Here is a 19,287-nt window from a genome sequence, read left to right as displayed (position 1 = left end):
TAACAATTGTAATATACAATACAACAATATAATATAGATATGCAATGTAATTAAAATTTAATATTTAGGAGTATTATATATTGGCTAACACTAAATCGGCTAAAAAATCTCTCACACAATCGAGGAAGAAACGTAAACACAATATAAGTCGCAAGTCTATGTTACGTACCTTTGTAAAAAAGGTATACATAGCGATTGAAACGAAAGATAAAATAGCTGCAATGACCGCATTTACTTCTATGCAAAAAATAATAGACCGACAAGCTTGTAAAGGTTTAATTCATAAGAACAAAGCTGCTAGATGTAAATCTAGAGTATATGCTCGCATCAAGTCTATGCTGTCTTATCAGACAGAACAGAAAATAAACAAACAAATAGAAAATAATCTCGTAAAATAATAAAAACACTATTTTTATCAATTAACGAGTAAGATCATCAAAGAATTTCTTTACGCCATCAAAAAAACTTTTAGACCTAGGACTATTTCGGTTTCCATGAGGCCCCTCAAAACTATCTGATAAGTCCTGCAGTAGTTGTTTTTGCGTATCATTCAATTTCACTGGAGTTTCTACTACAACTCTACACAACAAATCGCCACTCCCCCCACTTCGCACTGATTTTACACCTTTTCCTCTCATACGAAATAATTTGCCAGTTTGTGTTTCAGAAGGAATTTTTAATTTAACTCTTCCATCCAAAGTGGGAACCTCAATTTCTCCTCCTAACGCTGCCATAGAAAAACTAATTGGCACTTCGCAATAAAGATTTTTTTCTTCTCTATCAAAAATTGGGTGCTTTCTAACCTGTATTTGAACATATAAATCCCCCGCTGGCCCTCTATTACTGCCTGATTCGCCTTCACCCGATAAACGTATACGATCTCCTGTATTTACACCTGCTGGAATCTTAACAGAAAGAGTTTTAGATCGTTCCACCCGACCATTTCCATGGCATCTATTACAAATTTCTTTAATAATTTTCCCATGACCATGACATGCGGGACAAGATTGCTGTACAGAAAAAAAACCTTGTCGTATCTGTACTTGTCCTTGCCCATGACACGTCATGCAAGTAATTATTGCCGAATTAGATCTCGCACCGCTTCCACAACACTTCTCACACGTTGATAGAGTCGGTATACATATCTCTTTAATTATCCCACGTACCGCATCCTCCAAACTTAACTCTACATTATAACGTAAGTCTGATCCTCTACCCGCACGATTCCTTCTATTTCCTCCAAAAATATCTCCAAACACATCGCCAAAAATATCGCTGAAATCTGTTCCTCCTGAGTTTACTGTTGATCCCATATTTCCTTGTTCAAACGCCGCATGACCATACTGATCATAAGCTACACGTTTTTCTGGACTACTTAATACTTCATATGCTTCTTTGATTTCTTTAAACTTTGTTTCAGCTGCAGTATTTCCGGGATTTCGATCTGGATGAAACTTCATTGCCAAGCGTTTATAGGACTTTTTGATTTCACGCTCATCCGCATTTTTGGAAACGCCCAAAATCTCATAATAGTCTGACTTAGCCATGGTTTTCTTTATATCCCTCCTCCATATACCTATTCATTAGGTATATAACATATTTATCGATTCACAATATTTTGATTTGATATTTTAATATTATTCTTGCCCCCACTCTAAGTTTAATTCTTTTAAAAAATATTATTTTTTATTCTTTATTTCCTCAAATTCTGCATCTACTACTTCTCCATTTGGATCAGCAGTATTATTAGAAGTTTGAGATTTAGACTGTTCTTGATGCTTTTGACTTGCTTCTAATAATTTTCCAGAAACTTTAATTAAAGACTGAATTTTAGACTCAATTTCATTTTTATCTTCATTTTTTATGACTGATTCTAACTCTTTTAATGCATCCTCTACAGAAGATTTATCATCTGATGATAAATTGTCACCGATTTCTTTTAATTGTTTCTTTGTGCTATGTAATAAATGATCGGCTTGATTACGAATTTGTACCAACTCTTCAAATTTTCGATCTGATTCAGCATTAGCTTCTGCTTCTTGAACCATTTTATTAATTTCTTCTTCATTTAAACCAGAAGAAGCCTTAATAGTAATTTTTTGTTCACGCCCACTATTTTTATCTTTAGCAGACACATGTAAAATTCCATCAGCATCAATATCAAAAGTTACCTCAATCTGAGGTATACCACGCATCGCTGCTGCTATTCCGTCTAAATTAAATTGTCCTAATGATTTATTATCATTTGCTCTTTTCCTTTCCCCTTGTAAAACATGAATAGTGACAGCAGATTGATTATCTTCAGCTGTAGAAAAAACCTGGCTGTGCTTAGTAGGGATAGTAGTATTTTTAGCGATTAATGAGGTCATAACTCCGCCCATCGTTTCAATCCCTAAAGATAATGGCGTCACATCTAGTAACAATACGTCTTTTACATCTCCAGACAATACCCCTCCTTGTACTGCTGCTCCAATAGCAACTGCTTCATCAGGATTAACGTCTCTGCGCGGTTCCTTTTGAAAAAATTCAGACACTTTTTTTTGAACAAGAGGCATGCGAGTCTGGCCGCCTACTAAAATAACATCATTTATATTAGAAGCAGATAAATTAGCATCCTTTAACGCTACTTTAAGTGGCTCCATAGTACGATTAACTAAATCCTCTACTAAAGATTCTAATTTAGCACGAGTTACTCTTAAATTCATATGCTTCGGTCCAGTATTATCCGCTGTAATATATGGTAAATTCACATCAGTTTGATGCGAAGCAGATAACTCTATTTTTGCTTTTTCTGCTGCTTCTTTCAATCGTTGCATTGCTAAAGGATCATTGTATAAATTAATACGTTGATCTTTTTTAAATTCATCTGCTAAATAATTTATTAGAAGACTATCAAAATCTTCTCCTCCTAAATGAGTATCTCCGTTAGTAGAAAGAACTTCAAAAGTTTTTTCTCCATCAACATCATCAATTTCAATGATCGAAATATCAAAAGTTCCTCCACCTAAATCGTATACCGCAATAGTACGATTACCTCTAGTTTCTTTATCTAAACCATAAGCTAATGCTGCAGCAGTCGGTTCATTTATAATACGTTTAACTTCTAAACCAGCAATACGTCCAGCATCCTTAGTGGCTTGACGTTGAGCATCATTAAAATAAGCCGGAACCGTAATAACTGCTTCAGAAATTTGCTCTCCAAGATAATCTTCTGCGGTTTTCTTCATCTTTTTTAAAATTTCAGCGGAAACCTGAGGAGGCGCCATTTTTTGATCTTTAACATCTAACCAAGCATCTCCGTTGTTAGCAGAAATTATTTTATACGGCATGATATTAACATCACGCTGCACCTCTTCATCTTTAAACCGGCGACCAATCAGTCGCTTAATAGCAAACAAAGTATTTTTAGGATTAGTAACAGACTGGCGCTTCGCTGGTTGACCAACCAAAATCTCGCCGTCTTGTGTATAAGCGATAATGGAAGGGGTGGTACGATCACCTTCACTATTCTCTAATACACGAGGTTTATTTCCTTCAATAATTGCAACACAAGAATTGGTTGTGCCCAAATCTATGCCAATAATTTTTCCCATCTAAACATCTCCACTGAAATCGATTTAATCACACTATGCACCTGATATGCGGTCAAAACTGTACTTTTCAACCTCAAAACAAGTTTGTTTTCAAAACTTTTCAAAAAGATTATACAAATTAAATACAATTCATGTTTTATTAATAACACGCCATAAGGTAATGACATAACTTCTACTAATAATTATTCATTTTCATAAAATATATCAATCATACACACAAATATAAACATATTAAATTTTAATATAACATATACAATTTATACATAATATTTTAAGATGTTATTCTTAAAATTAAATTACGTAACGAAGAAAAACATTTAGAAATTTCATACGATAAAACAGGTAGTTTCATACGTTCTTTTAATAAATCTGGTAATATTATTTGTATCTCTTTTTTTAAAAAAGACTCTACTAATCCTTTAAATTTCACAGGGTGAGCAGTGCCAAGACATATCCCAAATTCATCAGCATGCAATTTATCATATAATAATCGATATGCTACAGCAGTATGAGGTTCAGAAAGATATCCTAAATCTGCAATTTCGCGGACCGTTTTTTCAGTAAAAGCATCATTAACACAACCATATTCTAATTCTTTAATAGATCTGTTTTCTCTACGAAATAACTCTTCTATTCTAGGCCAATTGTTTGGAGAACTTATATCCATTGCATTAGAAAACGTTGAAACAGCAGGATGAGGTTCCCAGCAACCATTCCTCAAAAATCTAGGCACAGTATCATTAATATTAGTAGCAGCAATAAATTTTTTTACTGGTAATCCGCAAGATTGAGCTAATAATCCTGCGGTTAAATTTCCAAAATTCCCACTAGGAACCGCAATCACTAATTGATCACGCATTTGATGCGGTAACTGCGATATTCCTTCAAAATAATAACAAATTTGGGCTAATAATCGACCAATATTAATAGAATTAGCAGAATTTAAATCTAATGTCCTTCTTAATTTACTATCATCAAAAGCTTGTTTAACTAAACATTGGCATGCATCAAAATCTCCATCTACAGATATAGTAGATACATTACTCCCTAAAGTACAAAATAATTTTTCTTGTAATACGCTAATTTTACCTCTAGGATAAAGAATTATAACATGTATATTACTTAACCCAAAAAAAGCATGGGCTACAGCTGCTCCTGTATCTCCAGAAGTAGCAGTAAGAATGACCATAGGCTTATCAAAGCGATGGTTAATCTGGTTTAACATTTGAGCCATTAATCTACTTCCAAAATCTTTAAAAGCTAACGTTGGGCCATGAAAAAGTTCTAAAATCGAAATGTTATTATTTACAAATACTAATGGTACTGGAAAATTAAAAGCATTTTTAACACAACTCAATATATTATTCTTTGGTAGTTCAGGTCCAATATATATAGATAAAATATGCGCACTACGTTCAATAAAATTCATTTCTAACAAAGAATTTATTTCAAATATAGAAAATTTTGGAAGATCTAATGGGAAAAATAACCCCTGCTCTTTTCCTAATCCTTGCAAAAGAGCTTGAGAAAACGTGACTTGTTCACTATGTTGATTAATGTTATATAATTTCATTAATTATTCCACCATAATACGAGCTCCGAGCCTATCTACAGAACAGGTTTGAATAAAACCAGAATCATTTTGCAAATAAAAATATGACAACCAATTAGAAATATCCTCTATTACATCATGAGTATTGCATAAGACAAAAACCGTTGGACCAGATCCTGATATACCACAAGATATAGCGCCTTTTTTTATAACATTATGACGTATATAAGATAGTTCAACTGGAAATAACCTTGAACGATAAGGTTCTGCAATAATATCTTGCATACATTTAATTGCTAAATATTCCTGTTTAGTATGACAAGCATGTATAAATCCAGATAAATATCGACTATGATTAATACAATCTTCACGATCATATTGATTTGGCAAAACCGATCGAGATACCGCAGTAGATATTTTTATACCTGGATATGCTACAATCCATAGCCAATTACTAAAACTAGGTATTATCTGATCAACAGAATCACAATTCTGTAAAATCAAACGCATACCTCCTAAAAAACAAGGAGACACATTATCAAAATGAATTGCACCAGAAATTTTACCTTCTATTTCTCCCATTAATGTAATCAATTGATCTTTATTAAGAGGACATCCACAATGATGATTCATTGCCACTAATGCAGCTACTATAGAACAAGCACTAGAACCTAAACCAGAAGAAACGGGAATACTTTTTTCTAACTTAATACTGACAGAATATGTTCGTCCTAAAATTTCACAAAATTTCTCCCAACATTGGAATACGATATTTTCTTCTAATTGTGTTGGTAACTGACTGTGAAAACACCCTGTATTTTTTAAACTAAATGTATTAGCATCTTCAATACTTATACAATCTCCAAGTAATCTACCATTTATTGGGGCAATTGCCATCCCTAACGTATCAAATCCTACTCCAATATTACCGATAGATGCTGGAGCATAAACTCTGACCATATCTACATATCCTTACTATTTTTACGACAAAGTACGTAACAAATCTGCAAATACTCCTGCTGCTGTTACATCATTTCCTGCTCCATACCCACGTAATACTAATGGTAACGGTTGATAATATCGGGTAAAAAATGCAAGAGCATTTTCTCCATCTTTTACTTTAAATAACGGATGATTATTATCTATAGATTCAATTTGAACAGAACATCGTCCTTGCTGTATATTCCCCACATAACGCAATACGCATCCTAGTTCACATGCCCTTTGAATCTTGGTAAAAATAATATCATCTAATAAAGATAATTTTTTAAAAAAGTCGCTCGGATCATTTTTACTTATAAAATTATGTGGTATTACCGGATCAATTTGAATATCCCTCAACTCTAATTCATATCCAACTTCTCGTGCTAAAATTAATAACTTTCTAGCTACATCTATACCGGATAGATCATCTCTAGGATCTGGTTCAGTATAACCTTTCTTCTTAGCTAATAAAGTTGCAGCAGATAACGATAATCCCTCATCTAATTTCCCAAAAATAAATGATAAAGATCCAGATAAAATACCTGAAAAACTAATTAATTCATCTCCAGCATTTAATAAATTTTGCAAATTTTCTATAACTGGTAATCCAGCTCCAACATTAGTATCGTATAAAAATTTCCTTCGTGATTTTATCACAACGTCTCTAAGTATTCTATACTGTTTCATAGATCCAGTATTAGCTTTTTTATTTGGTGTAATTACGTGACAACCATTCAACAAAAAATCTACATAACAATTAACTACATCCATACTACTAGTACAATCAACAATCACTGGATTTAACAAATGATTTTCTTTTATAGTTTCTATTAATTTTTTTAAATTACAAGATTCATGTGTTTTTTTCAGAGATACTTTCCAATAATTTAAATCTATCCCATGTATATCGATACACATCACCTGTGAGTTAGTAATACCACATACTCGTAAGTCAATATGTTTGTTTTTTAACCAATGTCTCTGACGTCGAATTTGTTCTATTAAAGCAGAACCAACACCTCCAGATCCGATAACAAATACTTCTATTAATTGATCAGTGCTAAATAACAGTTGATGCGCTACTCTAATTCCAATAGCAGTAACATTATTTTTTACCACTACCGAAATAGACCGTTCTGAAGATCCCTGAGCAATTGCAATAATATTAATATTAGCGCGCGCTAATGCCTCAAATAATTTATTAGATAAACCAAGTTGGGTACGCATACCATCGCCCACAACTGAAATAATTGCAAGATCTTGTATCACATCTATTGGTTCTAAAAGTCCATTTTTTAATTCTAAATTAAATTCCTCACTTAATGAAGCACAAGCTTTCGATAATTCTTGATGAGGCACGCAAAAACTTATACTATACTCAGAAGATGATTGAGTAATTAACACTACTGAGCACGTAGCTTTAGACATTGCAGAAAATACACGAGCAGCCATACCAATCATACCTTTCATTCCTGGTCCAGAAACATTTAACATAACCATATTATTTAAATTCGTAATTCCTTTAACTATATTAGTAATATCATTATTAATCGGACCAATTAATGTACCAGGAGCATTAGGTTTAAAAACATTTTTTATTAAACAAGGTATATGAAATTGAGCAATCGGCACAATAGTACGTGGATGTAAAATTTCAGCGCCAAAATAAGACAGTTCCATAGCCTCTTGATAAGATAATGAATGTAACAATTTTGCATTAGGGACTTGATGTGGATCACACGTATAAATACCATCCACATCTGTCCAAATTTCACATCGACTAGCACCTAAACAAGCTGCTAAAATTGCGGCCGAATAATCAGAACCATTACGCCCTAAAGCAACTAATTCACCTTGCTCATTACCTGCAGTAAACCCAGCCATTAATATAATATCTACATGAGAAATAGGTATATTTTTAATACGCCGTGCAGATTCTTCAATATTTACCATAGAAGTAAGATATTCCCCTCCCTGTGCTATAAGATTATCTACTGGATTAATAACAGTTATTTGGAGATTTCTTGCGATTAAAAGACCTTCCATTAAAACAATAGACAATTTTTCCCCCAAACAAATAATATTAGCATTTACATTATCCGGGCAAAATTTTAGTAACGAAATTCCGTGCAATAAATTTTTCAAACAAACAAACTCTTTTTCTAGCATAGTGCGTAAAATCACATGACTAAATCCTGATTGAATCTGAGCTATATCTTCTAACAAAGTATTAAAAATAGTTTCTATATTATGAATATGTTCTAATACAGAATTACCATTTAATGCGCAATCAATAACTGATACTAAATAATTAGTAATCATTGCAGGGGCTGATAACACTGCTGCTATACGTTCTTCTTGAGCGTTTTTTTCAAGAATATTAGCTACATGAATAAACTGATTTGCATTAGAAAGTGAAGTTCCACCAAATTTCAATACTCGCATGTTTTGTCTCCTAAATATACCTTCTAATATTCTGAATCTTCATTAAAAATAGATACACAAAGATCACATAATATTTTTCCAAATTACTACTGTACTTTATAGATAAATATTATAATTAATAATTAAAAATTAGAACAAACACAAATTATAATCAATAATATCATTATATCAATAATATAATACTACCTATAATAAAAATTTTTTCTAAAAGATAATTAATTATTATTGAAATATATAAAAATTTTAATAATGTAAAAACATTATTTTTAATATGAAAATTATTATATATATATAAATACTTTTATAAAATACGTATATTTATTAACAAATGATTATCTATGTAATCACATAATTTCTGCAATATTCATGTATTTAAGTGCTCAAATATTTTTATATCGCACATAAAATATAACAATATTTTTTAATAAAACAGCAATAAAAAATAATATTACAGTTATTAATAACATATATTTTTCAGCATAAAAAATACTCTTAAGTTATCGGACATAATAACTTTTTTATTAATACAAAAATTAAAATTAGTAAGACTAATAATTAATTAAAATAATTATAATTTATATTTTTTTTAATATCGTCTTAATTATGTTTAACTAGGCTAATATCAGTTTAGTTATGAATAATTCTGAACATTTTTTAGTAGAAATGATGCATGTAGATTCATATTGAAATTATCAATACCTTTAATTTATTAAAAATAATTATTAATAAAAAATTTGTATCATTTAACGTGACAATGTTACATACATAAACTTCATTTATATAATATAATTCTTGTTTGTACAAATAAACCAACATAATTTAAAAAATTAAAATATACAAAAAAATTAGTAATATCACTAATGTACTACGTAATACTTTGTTTCTTTTTTTGTTTCTGATAAAAAATATTACTAAATAATTTTAAACTGTCACGTCAGCATAGTACGCCCAATTTGGTACCATAAATCACACTTAGCTTGAATATTGCATTTCAATATCGGTAATGCTGGGGTTTTTATAGATATACCATGAAAATCTCTAAATACCTCAGTATCAATCCACCAACAATAACAAGAAAACTTTACTGGAATGATCAAAGTTTTAATTTGATTGATAGTCAATACACACACTGCTCTCAGATTAATCTGCATAGCATGTATGACATCCTTGACAAAAGGATCATCTAATGATACCGGAAGATCCGACGATATCAATAATAAACGCAGATATGGGTATAACTCAATTGAATTGTTATTATCTAAAACTACGGGATATCGTAACTTCCAAAATGTAATACCCAACGCCTGTAAAATACGATTATATTCTTTATGTTTATTATTATAGATACATGTACTCATTTAAATTTAAAATATTCATTCTCACGCAATACATCATTATTCACAAAACTTAATGCAAATAATTCATTTAAACAATATATATATATATATATTGAACAATGATTAAATTAACATGATCTTCTTTTATCTGATATATATGTATTTTTAACAAATGTTTTTTGATAATTCGTAACATTGCATGCAGACATATTACTTAAAAATTTAATATTTATTGGTTTATTTAAAATACACACATGAGACAACTGAGTTAATATGTTATTACTGACTAATCCTTTGGCTAACTCAATAATAGCATAATAAGAAAATAATCGAATATGACCTATATCATGATAACGAATATTACTAATTTTATTCACAAACACCTGAATAATATGACGTATTTTAACTCCATCATTACGCCCTACCGATATATGATAGACATCCATATTATCAGAAATTTTAGATTGTGATTTAGTTTTTACCGATTTATCATCAATATGATAATCATTTTGACGCTTATTATTTATACGTATCTTACAAATTGATTTTTTTTTAATAATTGGATCGGGTGGCAATACCAATGGACGATTCCCTTGTGCTATTTTTAATAAAACAGCTGCTAAATTTTCTGTTGTTAAATCTTGTCTAGGTTTTATCTGAGACAATAAAGATTTATATATATCCAAATCATTATCAATGTTTAATCGATGTTCTATTTTGTTGGTAAATTTAGCTAAACGACAAGTAAGTACAGTTTTAGCAGTAGGATACCGAACCTCTGGAATATGTAAGTTTATTTTACGTTCAATATTACGTAGCAACCGATATTCCCTAGGATCTACGAACAACAAAGACTTTCCAATACGCCCTGCTCTACCAGTTCTCCCTATGCGATGTATGTAAGCATCAGAATTTATTGGTATATCATAATTTATGACTAAACTAATGCGATGCACGTCCAATCCCCGAGCAGCAACATCAGTAGCTATAAGAATATCTAATTTTCCGTTCCTTAATCGATCTAACGTCTGATGTCGTGCTGTTTGATTCATATCTCCGTTCAAAGCTGCACTATTATACCCAAATTTCTCTAATATTTCAGAAATTTCTAATGTTGCACATTTAGTTCGAACAAAAACAATAGCAGCATCAAAATCTTCTGTTTCTAAAAAACGCATTAACGCTTCATGTTTAGCCATTCCATGTACTAACCAATAACTTTGTCTAATATCAGCACACATATTAGTATTAGATTGAATATATACCTCTTTTGGATTATTCATAAATCGATAACTTATACGGCGAATACCCATGGGGAAAGTAGCAGAAAACAACGCTGTTTGACGTTTAATTGGGATATTTTTAATAATACGCTCTACATCTTCAATAAATCCCATACGCAACATCTCGTCGGCTTCATCTATCACTAAAGTTTTCAATTGAGATAAATCAGCAGTACCACGATGCAAATGATCTATTAATCTACCCGGGGTACTTACTATAATATGAGGTCTTTTATTTAAAGCGCTTAACTGTATATCATAACTTTGACCTCCATATAAAGTAACGACATTAATTTTTTTCATATATCTTGCAAAATTAGCACATACTTTCCCAATTTGAATCGCTAACTCTCTAGTAGGTGTTACAATCAAGCCTTGAGAAAAAAAATTATTAATATCAACATTATGTAATAATGGTAATACAAATGCCGCAGTTTTTCCACTACCTGTATGCGCCATTCCTAATACGTCACGCCCAGCTAATAAATACGGAATACATTGGATTTGAATAGGTAGAGGCTTTTCGTAACCAATATCATGCAAAACATTAAGTATATGATAATTTAATCCTAAATCCACAAAAGAGTCTACGGGTTTCAACATCTATTATTACCTCATTTTTAATAAATAAGCAACTGAGCAAGATCAACATCACAATCCTATATTAAGAAATAATATTTCTTAATATAAAAATACGCATATACATTAACAACAGTTATTTCAATAATATGTCTATATATATAGACATATTATGGTTATATAACAACTATGACTATAAAAAATCGCCAATACTTATTGGATCTTGCATTAATACAAGTATAAATATCGCTACTATAAAGGAGAAAAATATTAATTTTTGAAGCGTTATTAAATATTAAGCACACAATAACGTATTTTTAACGATGTATCACTAATTAAATTTACTTATTTCCCTGTACCTGTTTATATCATATGCTATTATTCATTCGATCGTACAACTATCCACATATTACCCCTTTTATAATTACAATATAGATTGTACTTTTATATACATATATATGCTATGTATATTATATACAATCAAAATACAACCAACTTATTATAAGTTTCAATATAAACACTCAAGAATATAAGATAATTGCCCATCTATAAAAAATCCATAGACCACATATTATTATTCATACTCAAATATACTAAATCAGAGTTATCTTCATAGTAAAATACTACAAGTTTATTCCCCTCATACTTAAACGGATTCGTCCCTGACGATCTATTTCTAATACTTTTACTAATACTTCTTGTCCTAATGTCAAATAATCACCCACTTTATTTATTCTTCTTTCAGCAATCTGAGAAATATGAACCAATCCTTCTTTTCCAGAAAGGATGCTAACAAATGCCCCAAATTCAACAATATGAGTAACTTTTCCAGTATAAATAGCTCCTATTTCAACATTTGCGGTAATATCGTTAATTCTACGCATAGCTTGTTTTGCTTGCTCATAATCTAAAGAAACTATTTTTATGGTACCGTCATCTGCAATATCAATAATAGTATTAGTTTCTTCAGTCAATGAACGAATAACTGACCCTCCTTTTCCTATCACATCTTTAATTTTATCTGGATTAACTTTAATGCTATATATCCGTGGGGCAAATTTGGAAATTTCTTTTCTAGGAAACTGAATAACCTGTTCCATAGTATCTAATATTTGAAATCGAGCATACTTTGCTTTTTTTAAAGCGATGCTTATAATATCATAAGTAATACCGTTTGTCTTAGTCTTAATATCCATTTGCAACGCCGTGATGCCTTGACGACTACCAGATACTTTAAAATCCATATCTCCAATACGGTCCTCGTCGCTGCCAATATCAGACAATACCACGAAATCCTCTCCTTCCTTAATTAATCCCATAGCAACACCAGCAATTGCTGTTTTAATTGGCACTCCGGCATCCATTAGTGCCAGAGATGCTCCACAAATAGACGCCATGGAAGAAGATCCATTAGATTCAGTAATTTCTGATACTACACGTATTGTATAAGGAAACTCATTAGCATTAGGCATGACCGCTAACATACCACGTTTTGCTAAACGTCCATGTCCTATCTCTCTTCTTTTTGGAACTCCTATAATACCTATTTCACCTACACAATATGATGGAAAATTATAATGCAATAAAAATCTATCAACACGGGTCCCAGTCAATCCATCAATATTCTGCGCATCCCGTTCTGTACCAAGTGTAACCGTAACTAATGCTTGAGTATCGCCTCTAGTAAACAATGCTGATCCATGAGTACGCGGTAATATACCTGTTTTTATATCTATTTTTCTAATTGTGTCTTTCGAGCGTCCATCAACACGTAATTTATTTGTTAAAATACGATAGCGAATTGATTGATCTTCTAAATAATTTAGAAGATGCATTATTTCTTTTTCGTCCACAGCAGTATTATCATAATTGGTCAGGACGGTTTTTGCTATATCCTGCTTAATACTATCAATTTGAATACGACGCTCCTGCTTACCGCAACAATAATGTATATCTTTAAAACGAGACTCATATAATTCGGATAAATACGTTTTCAAAGAAAAATTAACTTCTTTTTCTTGCCAAGAACGCTTAGGTTTTCCAGATTTTTTAACTAATTTATTAATATTATGAATCACCGTTTGTTGTTGTTCGTGTCCAAATACAATAGCATCTAACATTTCTTTTTCACTTAATAAACACGATTCTGATTCCACCATCAAAATATTAGATTCAGTTCCTGAAATAACCAGATCTAACTGACTATTAGATAACTCTGTCATTGTTGGATTCAATACGTATTTATTTTTAATATAACCAACTCTAGCAGCGCCAATTGGGCCAGAAAATGGGATATCAGACAAACTCAACGCAGCAGATACCCCTATTATTGCTACAATATCTGGATGCACTTGCGGATTAACTGATACTACTGTAGCAACCACTTGCACATCATTAAAAAACCCTTTAGGAAATAACGGCCGAATAGGACGATCAATCAAACGAGACGTTAATATTTCGTTTTCGCTTGGACGACCTTCTCGACGAAAAAAACCTCCTGGAAATTTTCCAGCAGCATAAGTACGTTCTTGATAATGCACAACAAGAGGAAAAAAATCTTGTTCTAATTTTATTTGATTAGAGCTAACTACTGTAACTAGTACTGTAGTATCGCCCATACTCGCCATAACTGCAGCATTTGCTTGACGAGCTATAGTTCCAACATCTAAAATTACAGTATGCTTTCCATATTTGAATTCATGAATAATCGGATTTAACAAAATTATATCCTTTTTATTTATATTGAAAATATAAGTTTCGATGTATTAATTAATCATATATGATTAATTAATACACATTCTTCATTGTACCTTTTCTATTATGAATTTATAGTCCATAAACAAATCATGATCTTAAGTATAAAAATTAAAAAATTTCATTTTTTTAAACTTATGCTTAATAATGTCTTTATCAAACAAAAAGGTATCAAATAAAATATTTTAATCTAATCACAAATTTATATTAATGACGTAACCCTAAATTCCTTATTAAATTAGTATAACGTAACACATTATTTTCTTTTAAATATTTCAATAGTTTTCGTCGATGCGCAACTATTTTGAGTAATCCACGGCGACTATGATGATCTTTTTTATGTTTTAAAAAATGATGTTTCAAGTGATCAATACGCTCAGTTAATAAAGCAACTTGTACCTCAGTAGAACCAGTATCTTTAAAATCACGACCAAATTTAGAAATTATTTCTATTTTTTTTTCAGCACTCCAAGACATGAAACGCACCTTTTATTTAAAAAACCTATGTTTAATTTGAAGATAAATTATCTTGAATACTTCAATTAAATCAAACCTAAATCAATATTCAATTTTTTATTTTATCCTTCTATCTAATTACAAAAATAAATTCAATAACAATTGAAACTTATTTCTTAAGCATTATCTATATCTGTTAAAAATTCACAATACCTTTTATTATTCTTATAAACATATCAAACAATATATATAACAATACTATATGTTCATGTGATTTTATTTATAAATTCACCAAATATATTCATTCAACATTTTTGTTACAGCTCAGAACATATATGAATGATTTCAATATTTTTTATCGGATATCTTGTTCAACCTAATCCTAATTTCACGCATTGATATCAATAATGCATCTAATTTTAAAAACGCTTCTAAATCGTCAAAAGAATCATTATAAAAAATATCTTCCAAAGTTGTTAACTTTATCATTGAAGAAGAAATATATTGTCCTACTGATAAACGACGCAATTCTATAACATGCGCTCCACATCCTAAATACCCCCCAATATCATTAATCATACTACGAATATAAGTTCCTTTAGAACAATAAACATCTAATTCAATAATATTTTCTACCCTTTTAATAAGATTCAAATTATATATTTTAACTATCCTGGGTTTCCTAGAAATACATATTCCTTTTCTAGCATACTTATATAAAGGTAATCCACGATATTTTAATGATGAAAACATAGGAGGAATCTGATCTTTTATTCCTCTAAAAGATTCTAAACATTCCTCTAATTTATTATCATTAAACTGTACAGGTGATACACGAATAATTCTCCCATCTGCATCAAAAGTATCAGTACTTATTCCTAATTGAGCAATTACTCTATATCTTTTATCAGAATATAATAAATATTTAGCAAACTTAGTTGCTTGTCCTAAACAAATAGGAAGCATTCCTGTAGCCAATGGATCTAATGTACCAGTATGTCCTATTTTATTAGCACCAAACAATTTTCTGATCTTATTTAATAATAAGCTAGAAGATACTCCCTTAGGTTTATCTAATAATAGAATACCACTGATATCTCGATTTATTTCATGCTTATATCTATTCATAAGAACTGTAATTTATTCAATTGAATTTTTCTACCGCAACTTTTCCATAGCAGCAATTAGCCTGCCTATTTTTGCGCTTTCTTTTAACGAAGAATCATACTTAAATAATAATACAGGCACTACACGCAAATACGTAGTATTGGCTAATAAAAAACGAATAAACCGGGAGGCACGTTGTAATATCATAATAGCCGCATCTATTTCCTCCACACTATCTTTATCAATAAAAGTAACGAAAATATTAGCATTTTTTAAATCTTTAGACACCTGCACCTCTGAAATAGTAGGTGTACCTATACGACAATCATCCATCTTATGCTGTAAGATAATAGAAATTTTTTTATGTATTTCCTGAGAAATACGCTGAGCACGATAACTTTGTTGACAGTACATTTCTCTTACTCGCAGTAAAAATAAACATACACATACATGGATAAATAATAAATATTTTAATCTAACTATTTAACAATCAATACTCTTAAATAAAGTTACATATGAGAGATTTTTATCATATCAAACACTTCAATTATATCCCCTACATGAATATCATTATAATCTTTTATACCAATACCACATTCCATTCCATTCCGTACCTCATGAACATCATCTTTAAAACGACGTAATGACTCTAATTCCCCTTCATACATCACTATATGATCTCTTATAATTCGAATCTTTTTATGATGTTTTATCATCCCCTCAACAACTATACAACCAGCAATATTTCCATATTTTGGTGAATTAAATACATTGCGCACTTCTGCTAAACCAATACTTTCATGTTTATATTGTGGCGCTAACATACCGCGCATCGCTTGTTTGACGTCATTAATCAAATGATAAATTACTGAATAATAACGCACATCTAACTGATCCAACTCAATTATACGCCGAGCAGAAGGATCGGCGGTAACATTAAATCCTAAAATAACCGCATTCGAAGCTAATGCTAATGTAACATCAGTTTCAGTAATACCACCAATAGATGAAGACAATATTTTTATTGTTACATCACCGATAACTGATAAATTTTCTAAAGATTCACGAATAGCTTCAGAAGAGCCTTGTGTATCAGATTTGACAACTAAATTTAATTCAGGAACCATACTGTTATTCTTAATATCAGAAAATATATTTTTTATATTAGGTTCTTTTTGACGAGCTAATTTTACTTCACGAGATTTTTCTTGACGATATAATGCTACTTCCCGAGCTTTTTTTTCATTACGCACCACAATTACCATTTCTCCAGAAGCAGGTGATCCTGATAAACCCAATAATTCAACCGGGATCGATGGTCCAGCCGAAGTAATCTCATGGCCGAACTCATTGCGCATAGCGCGCACCCGTCCATATTCTGTACCACATAGTATTATATCTCCGCATTTTAATGTACCCTCACGCACCAAAACAGCCACTACAGGACCACGCCCTTTATCTAAAAAAGATTCAATCACTATAGCTCTAGCCATGCCATGACACATTACTTTTAATTCCAATATTTCTGATTGCAATAAAATAGCATCTAATAAACTATCTATTCCCTTTCCTGAAACAGCAGAAACATTTACAAATTGTGTATCACCACCCCACTCTTCTGGAATAAGACCATAATTATTAAGATCATTTTTTATACGTTCGGGTTTAGCTTCTGATTTATCAATCTTATTTATCGCTACTACCACGGGAACATTAGCAGCCTTAATATGCTGTATTGCTTCAATAGTTTGAGGCATAACTCCATCATCAGCAGCTACTACTAATACCGCTATATCCGTTAGCTGAGCTCCACGAGCACGCATAGCAGTAAATGCTGCATGTCCTGGAGTATCAAGAAAAGTAATCATACCATTGTTAGTACGTACATGATACGCGCCTATACTTTGAGTAATACCTCCTATCTCAGAAGAAGCTATTTTAGTTGATCGAATACAATCAAGAAGAGAAGTTTTCCCGTGATCTACATGGCCCATAACGGTAACTATTGGAGCTCTATTTTCGATCATATCGCAATTCGATGCGTCAGTATTACGATCATTCATAATCAATTCTTCTAGTTCGTTTTCACGACGTAAAATAACATTATGCCCTATTTCTTCTGCTACTAATTGAGCGGTATCTTGATCAATAATTTGATTAATAGTTGCTATTATACCTAATTGCATCATTACTTTGATAACACGCGAACTCTTTATTGACATTTTATTGGCTAACTCAACTACACTTATAGTTTCTCCAATAATAATATCGCGAGCAATTGTTTGAACAGGTTTATTAAAAACTTGTAATAACGCGCTTTGTTTACGCCTACTTTTGATTATACGATTTGGAATATACAACTCTTCTTCTCTACCAAATTCATCCGGTATAACTTCATATAAACGATGATTATTACTTCTTTTATGTGGTTGTTGCTTAGTTGTCTTCCCGCTACTCCGATATCGCGCACGCACACGAGAACGATTTCTTCGTTCATTTTCTAACTTTTGATTACTACTATTTTTCTCTATTGACGCAGGAGGAAAACAATGCAGTTTACTATTACCATGGGTGTCTTCTAAATTAGAATGAGTTGGATTTGTATTTGATTTAATATTCCAATAGTCCCCAGACTTACATTCAAGCGCATGTGTTCTATCTGACATTTGTAAATATTTGCCTTGAACTTTATGACGCACTTTTCCTGTTACTTTTTCTTTATATTCTGATGTTACAGAATAACGATGATTTTTTTTGGAAATTTGTGTTGATAATAATGGATTTACAGTATTATCTACTTTTTTGTTTACTAATCTATCCTTTACAGGTAAATCGGACGTTTTGTGATTAACATCAGACACCATTTTACTTGTTACATCAATAAGATCTGTCTCTTGTAAAGTAGATTGTATATACGTAAGTCTCTTGCGTATCTCTATATGTACACGTTTATTTTTACCACCAATGCTAGATATACTTAAAGTACTACGTGTTTTTCGTCGTAGTGTTAATTTATTAAATATACTGCTTTTATTGTAATTCATATACTTAAATAAAATTTCTTTTTCTCTTTGAGTTACAACACCTGTTTCTGTTTTAAAAATGCCAAGACTCGAAAACCATTGTATTAATTGATCAACTGACATTTTCATTTCCACAGCAAATGATTGTATAGTTCTATCTATCATGGCTTTCCT

The 19,287-nt window shown here is 31.2% G+C and carries 13 protein-coding genes; 1 reads left to right on the top strand and 12 read right to left on the bottom strand.

Annotated elements, in window-relative coordinates; all coding sequences use genetic code 11:
* Positions 1 to 80: 80 nt before the first annotated feature.
* Positions 81 to 398 carry a 30S ribosomal protein S20 gene (rpsT, locus tag Bamer462_RS00600; protein WP_500837777.1) on the top strand — a complete coding sequence of 106 codons (318 nt, stop codon included), beginning with the start codon at positions 81 to 83 and terminating at the stop codon, positions 396 to 398.
* A 21-nt stretch (positions 399 to 419) separates the two neighbouring features.
* Here rpsT and dnaJ read toward each other — a convergent pair whose 3' ends face one another.
* The 12 genes from dnaJ to infB all read right to left on the bottom strand — a co-directional run bounded on the left by dnaJ (position 420) and on the right by infB (position 19,278).
* Positions 420 to 1,547 (bottom strand): molecular chaperone DnaJ, encoded by a 1,128-nt coding sequence (dnaJ, locus tag Bamer462_RS00595; RefSeq protein WP_500837776.1) that lies wholly within the window; start codon positions 1,545 to 1,547, stop codon positions 420 to 422.
* Positions 1,548 to 1,679: 132 nt separating this feature from the next.
* A complete protein-coding gene (dnaK, locus tag Bamer462_RS00590) occupies positions 1,680 to 3,593 on the bottom strand; it encodes a molecular chaperone DnaK (protein WP_500837775.1) in 1,914 nt (637 codons plus the stop codon).
* A gap of 271 nt (positions 3,594 to 3,864) precedes the next feature.
* Positions 3,865 to 5,166 carry a threonine synthase gene (gene thrC / locus Bamer462_RS00585; protein ID WP_500837774.1) on the bottom strand — a complete coding sequence of 434 codons (1,302 nt, stop codon included), beginning with the start codon at positions 5,164 to 5,166 and terminating at the stop codon, positions 3,865 to 3,867.
* Between the two features lie 3 nt (positions 5,167 to 5,169).
* Complete coding sequence (thrB, locus tag Bamer462_RS00580) at positions 5,170 to 6,105, bottom strand: homoserine kinase (RefSeq protein ID WP_500837773.1); 936 nt, start codon at positions 6,103 to 6,105, stop codon at positions 5,170 to 5,172.
* 21 nt (positions 6,106 to 6,126) lie between these two features.
* The gene (gene thrA, locus Bamer462_RS00575; RefSeq protein ID WP_500837772.1) at positions 6,127 to 8,574 is read right to left on the bottom strand and encodes a bifunctional aspartate kinase/homoserine dehydrogenase I; all 2,448 of its coding nucleotides are present in this window, start codon (positions 8,572 to 8,574) and stop codon (positions 6,127 to 6,129) included.
* Positions 8,575 to 9,503: 929 nt separating this feature from the next.
* Positions 9,504 to 9,932 (bottom strand): DNA polymerase III subunit psi, encoded by a 429-nt coding sequence (locus tag Bamer462_RS00570; protein WP_500837771.1) that lies wholly within the window; start codon positions 9,930 to 9,932, stop codon positions 9,504 to 9,506.
* 107 nt (positions 9,933 to 10,039) lie between these two features.
* Positions 10,040 to 11,797, bottom strand: a complete 1,758-nt coding sequence (locus Bamer462_RS00565) for a DEAD/DEAH box helicase (protein ID WP_500837770.1) — start codon at positions 11,795 to 11,797, stop codon at positions 10,040 to 10,042.
* Between the two features lie 599 nt (positions 11,798 to 12,396).
* Positions 12,397 to 14,493 carry a polyribonucleotide nucleotidyltransferase gene (pnp, locus tag Bamer462_RS00560; RefSeq protein ID WP_500837769.1) on the bottom strand — a complete coding sequence of 699 codons (2,097 nt, stop codon included), beginning with the start codon at positions 14,491 to 14,493 and terminating at the stop codon, positions 12,397 to 12,399.
* Positions 14,494 to 14,734: 241 nt separating this feature from the next.
* Complete coding sequence (rpsO, locus tag Bamer462_RS00555; protein ID WP_500837768.1) at positions 14,735 to 15,004, bottom strand: 30S ribosomal protein S15; 270 nt, start codon at positions 15,002 to 15,004, stop codon at positions 14,735 to 14,737.
* 324 nt (positions 15,005 to 15,328) lie between these two features.
* A complete protein-coding gene (truB, locus tag Bamer462_RS00550; protein ID WP_500837767.1) occupies positions 15,329 to 16,111 on the bottom strand; it encodes a tRNA pseudouridine(55) synthase TruB in 783 nt (260 codons plus the stop codon).
* A 30-nt stretch (positions 16,112 to 16,141) separates the two neighbouring features.
* The gene (rbfA, locus tag Bamer462_RS00545) at positions 16,142 to 16,504 is read right to left on the bottom strand and encodes a 30S ribosome-binding factor RbfA (RefSeq protein ID WP_500837766.1); all 363 of its coding nucleotides are present in this window, start codon (positions 16,502 to 16,504) and stop codon (positions 16,142 to 16,144) included.
* A 95-nt stretch (positions 16,505 to 16,599) separates the two neighbouring features.
* Positions 16,600 to 19,278 carry a translation initiation factor IF-2 gene (gene infB / locus Bamer462_RS00540; RefSeq protein WP_500837765.1) on the bottom strand — a complete coding sequence of 893 codons (2,679 nt, stop codon included), beginning with the start codon at positions 19,276 to 19,278 and terminating at the stop codon, positions 16,600 to 16,602.
* Positions 19,279 to 19,287 lie beyond the last annotated feature (9 nt).

The sequence above is a fragment of the Candidatus Blochmannia americanus (nom. nud.) genome (assembly GCF_059934915.1).
The sequence above is the reverse complement of the archived record's forward strand: the minus strand, read 5'-3'. Positions and strand labels throughout refer to the sequence as shown.

Bases quoted from the DNA above. Each gene is read 5' to 3' on its own strand.
- dnaJ (WP_500837776.1), bottom strand. From the start codon at position 1,547: ATGGCTAAGTCAGACTATTATGAGATTTTGGGCGTTTCCAAAAATGCG.
- dnaK (WP_500837775.1), bottom strand. From the start codon at position 3,593: ATGGGAAAAATTATTGGCATAGATTTGGGCACAACCAATTCTTGTGTT.
- thrC (WP_500837774.1), bottom strand. From the start codon at position 5,166: ATGAAATTATATAACATTAATCAACATAGTGAACAAGTCACGTTTTCT.
- thrB (WP_500837773.1), bottom strand. From the start codon at position 6,105: ATGGTCAGAGTTTATGCTCCAGCATCTATCGGTAATATTGGAGTAGGA.
- thrA (WP_500837772.1), bottom strand. From the start codon at position 8,574: ATGCGAGTATTGAAATTTGGTGGAACTTCACTTTCTAATGCAAATCAG.
- Bamer462_RS00570 (WP_500837771.1), bottom strand. From the start codon at position 9,932: ATGAGTACATGTATCTATAATAATAAACATAAAGAATATAATCGTATT.
- Bamer462_RS00565 (WP_500837770.1), bottom strand. From the start codon at position 11,797: ATGTTGAAACCCGTAGACTCTTTTGTGGATTTAGGATTAAATTATCAT.
- rpsO (WP_500837768.1), bottom strand. From the start codon at position 15,004: ATGTCTTGGAGTGCTGAAAAAAAAATAGAAATAATTTCTAAATTTGGT.
- truB (WP_500837767.1), bottom strand. From the start codon at position 16,111: ATGAATAGATATAAGCATGAAATAAATCGAGATATCAGTGGTATTCTA.
- rbfA (WP_500837766.1), bottom strand. From the start codon at position 16,504: ATGTACTGTCAACAAAGTTATCGTGCTCAGCGTATTTCTCAGGAAATA.
- infB (WP_500837765.1), bottom strand. From the start codon at position 19,278: ATGATAGATAGAACTATACAATCATTTGCTGTGGAAATGAAAATGTCA.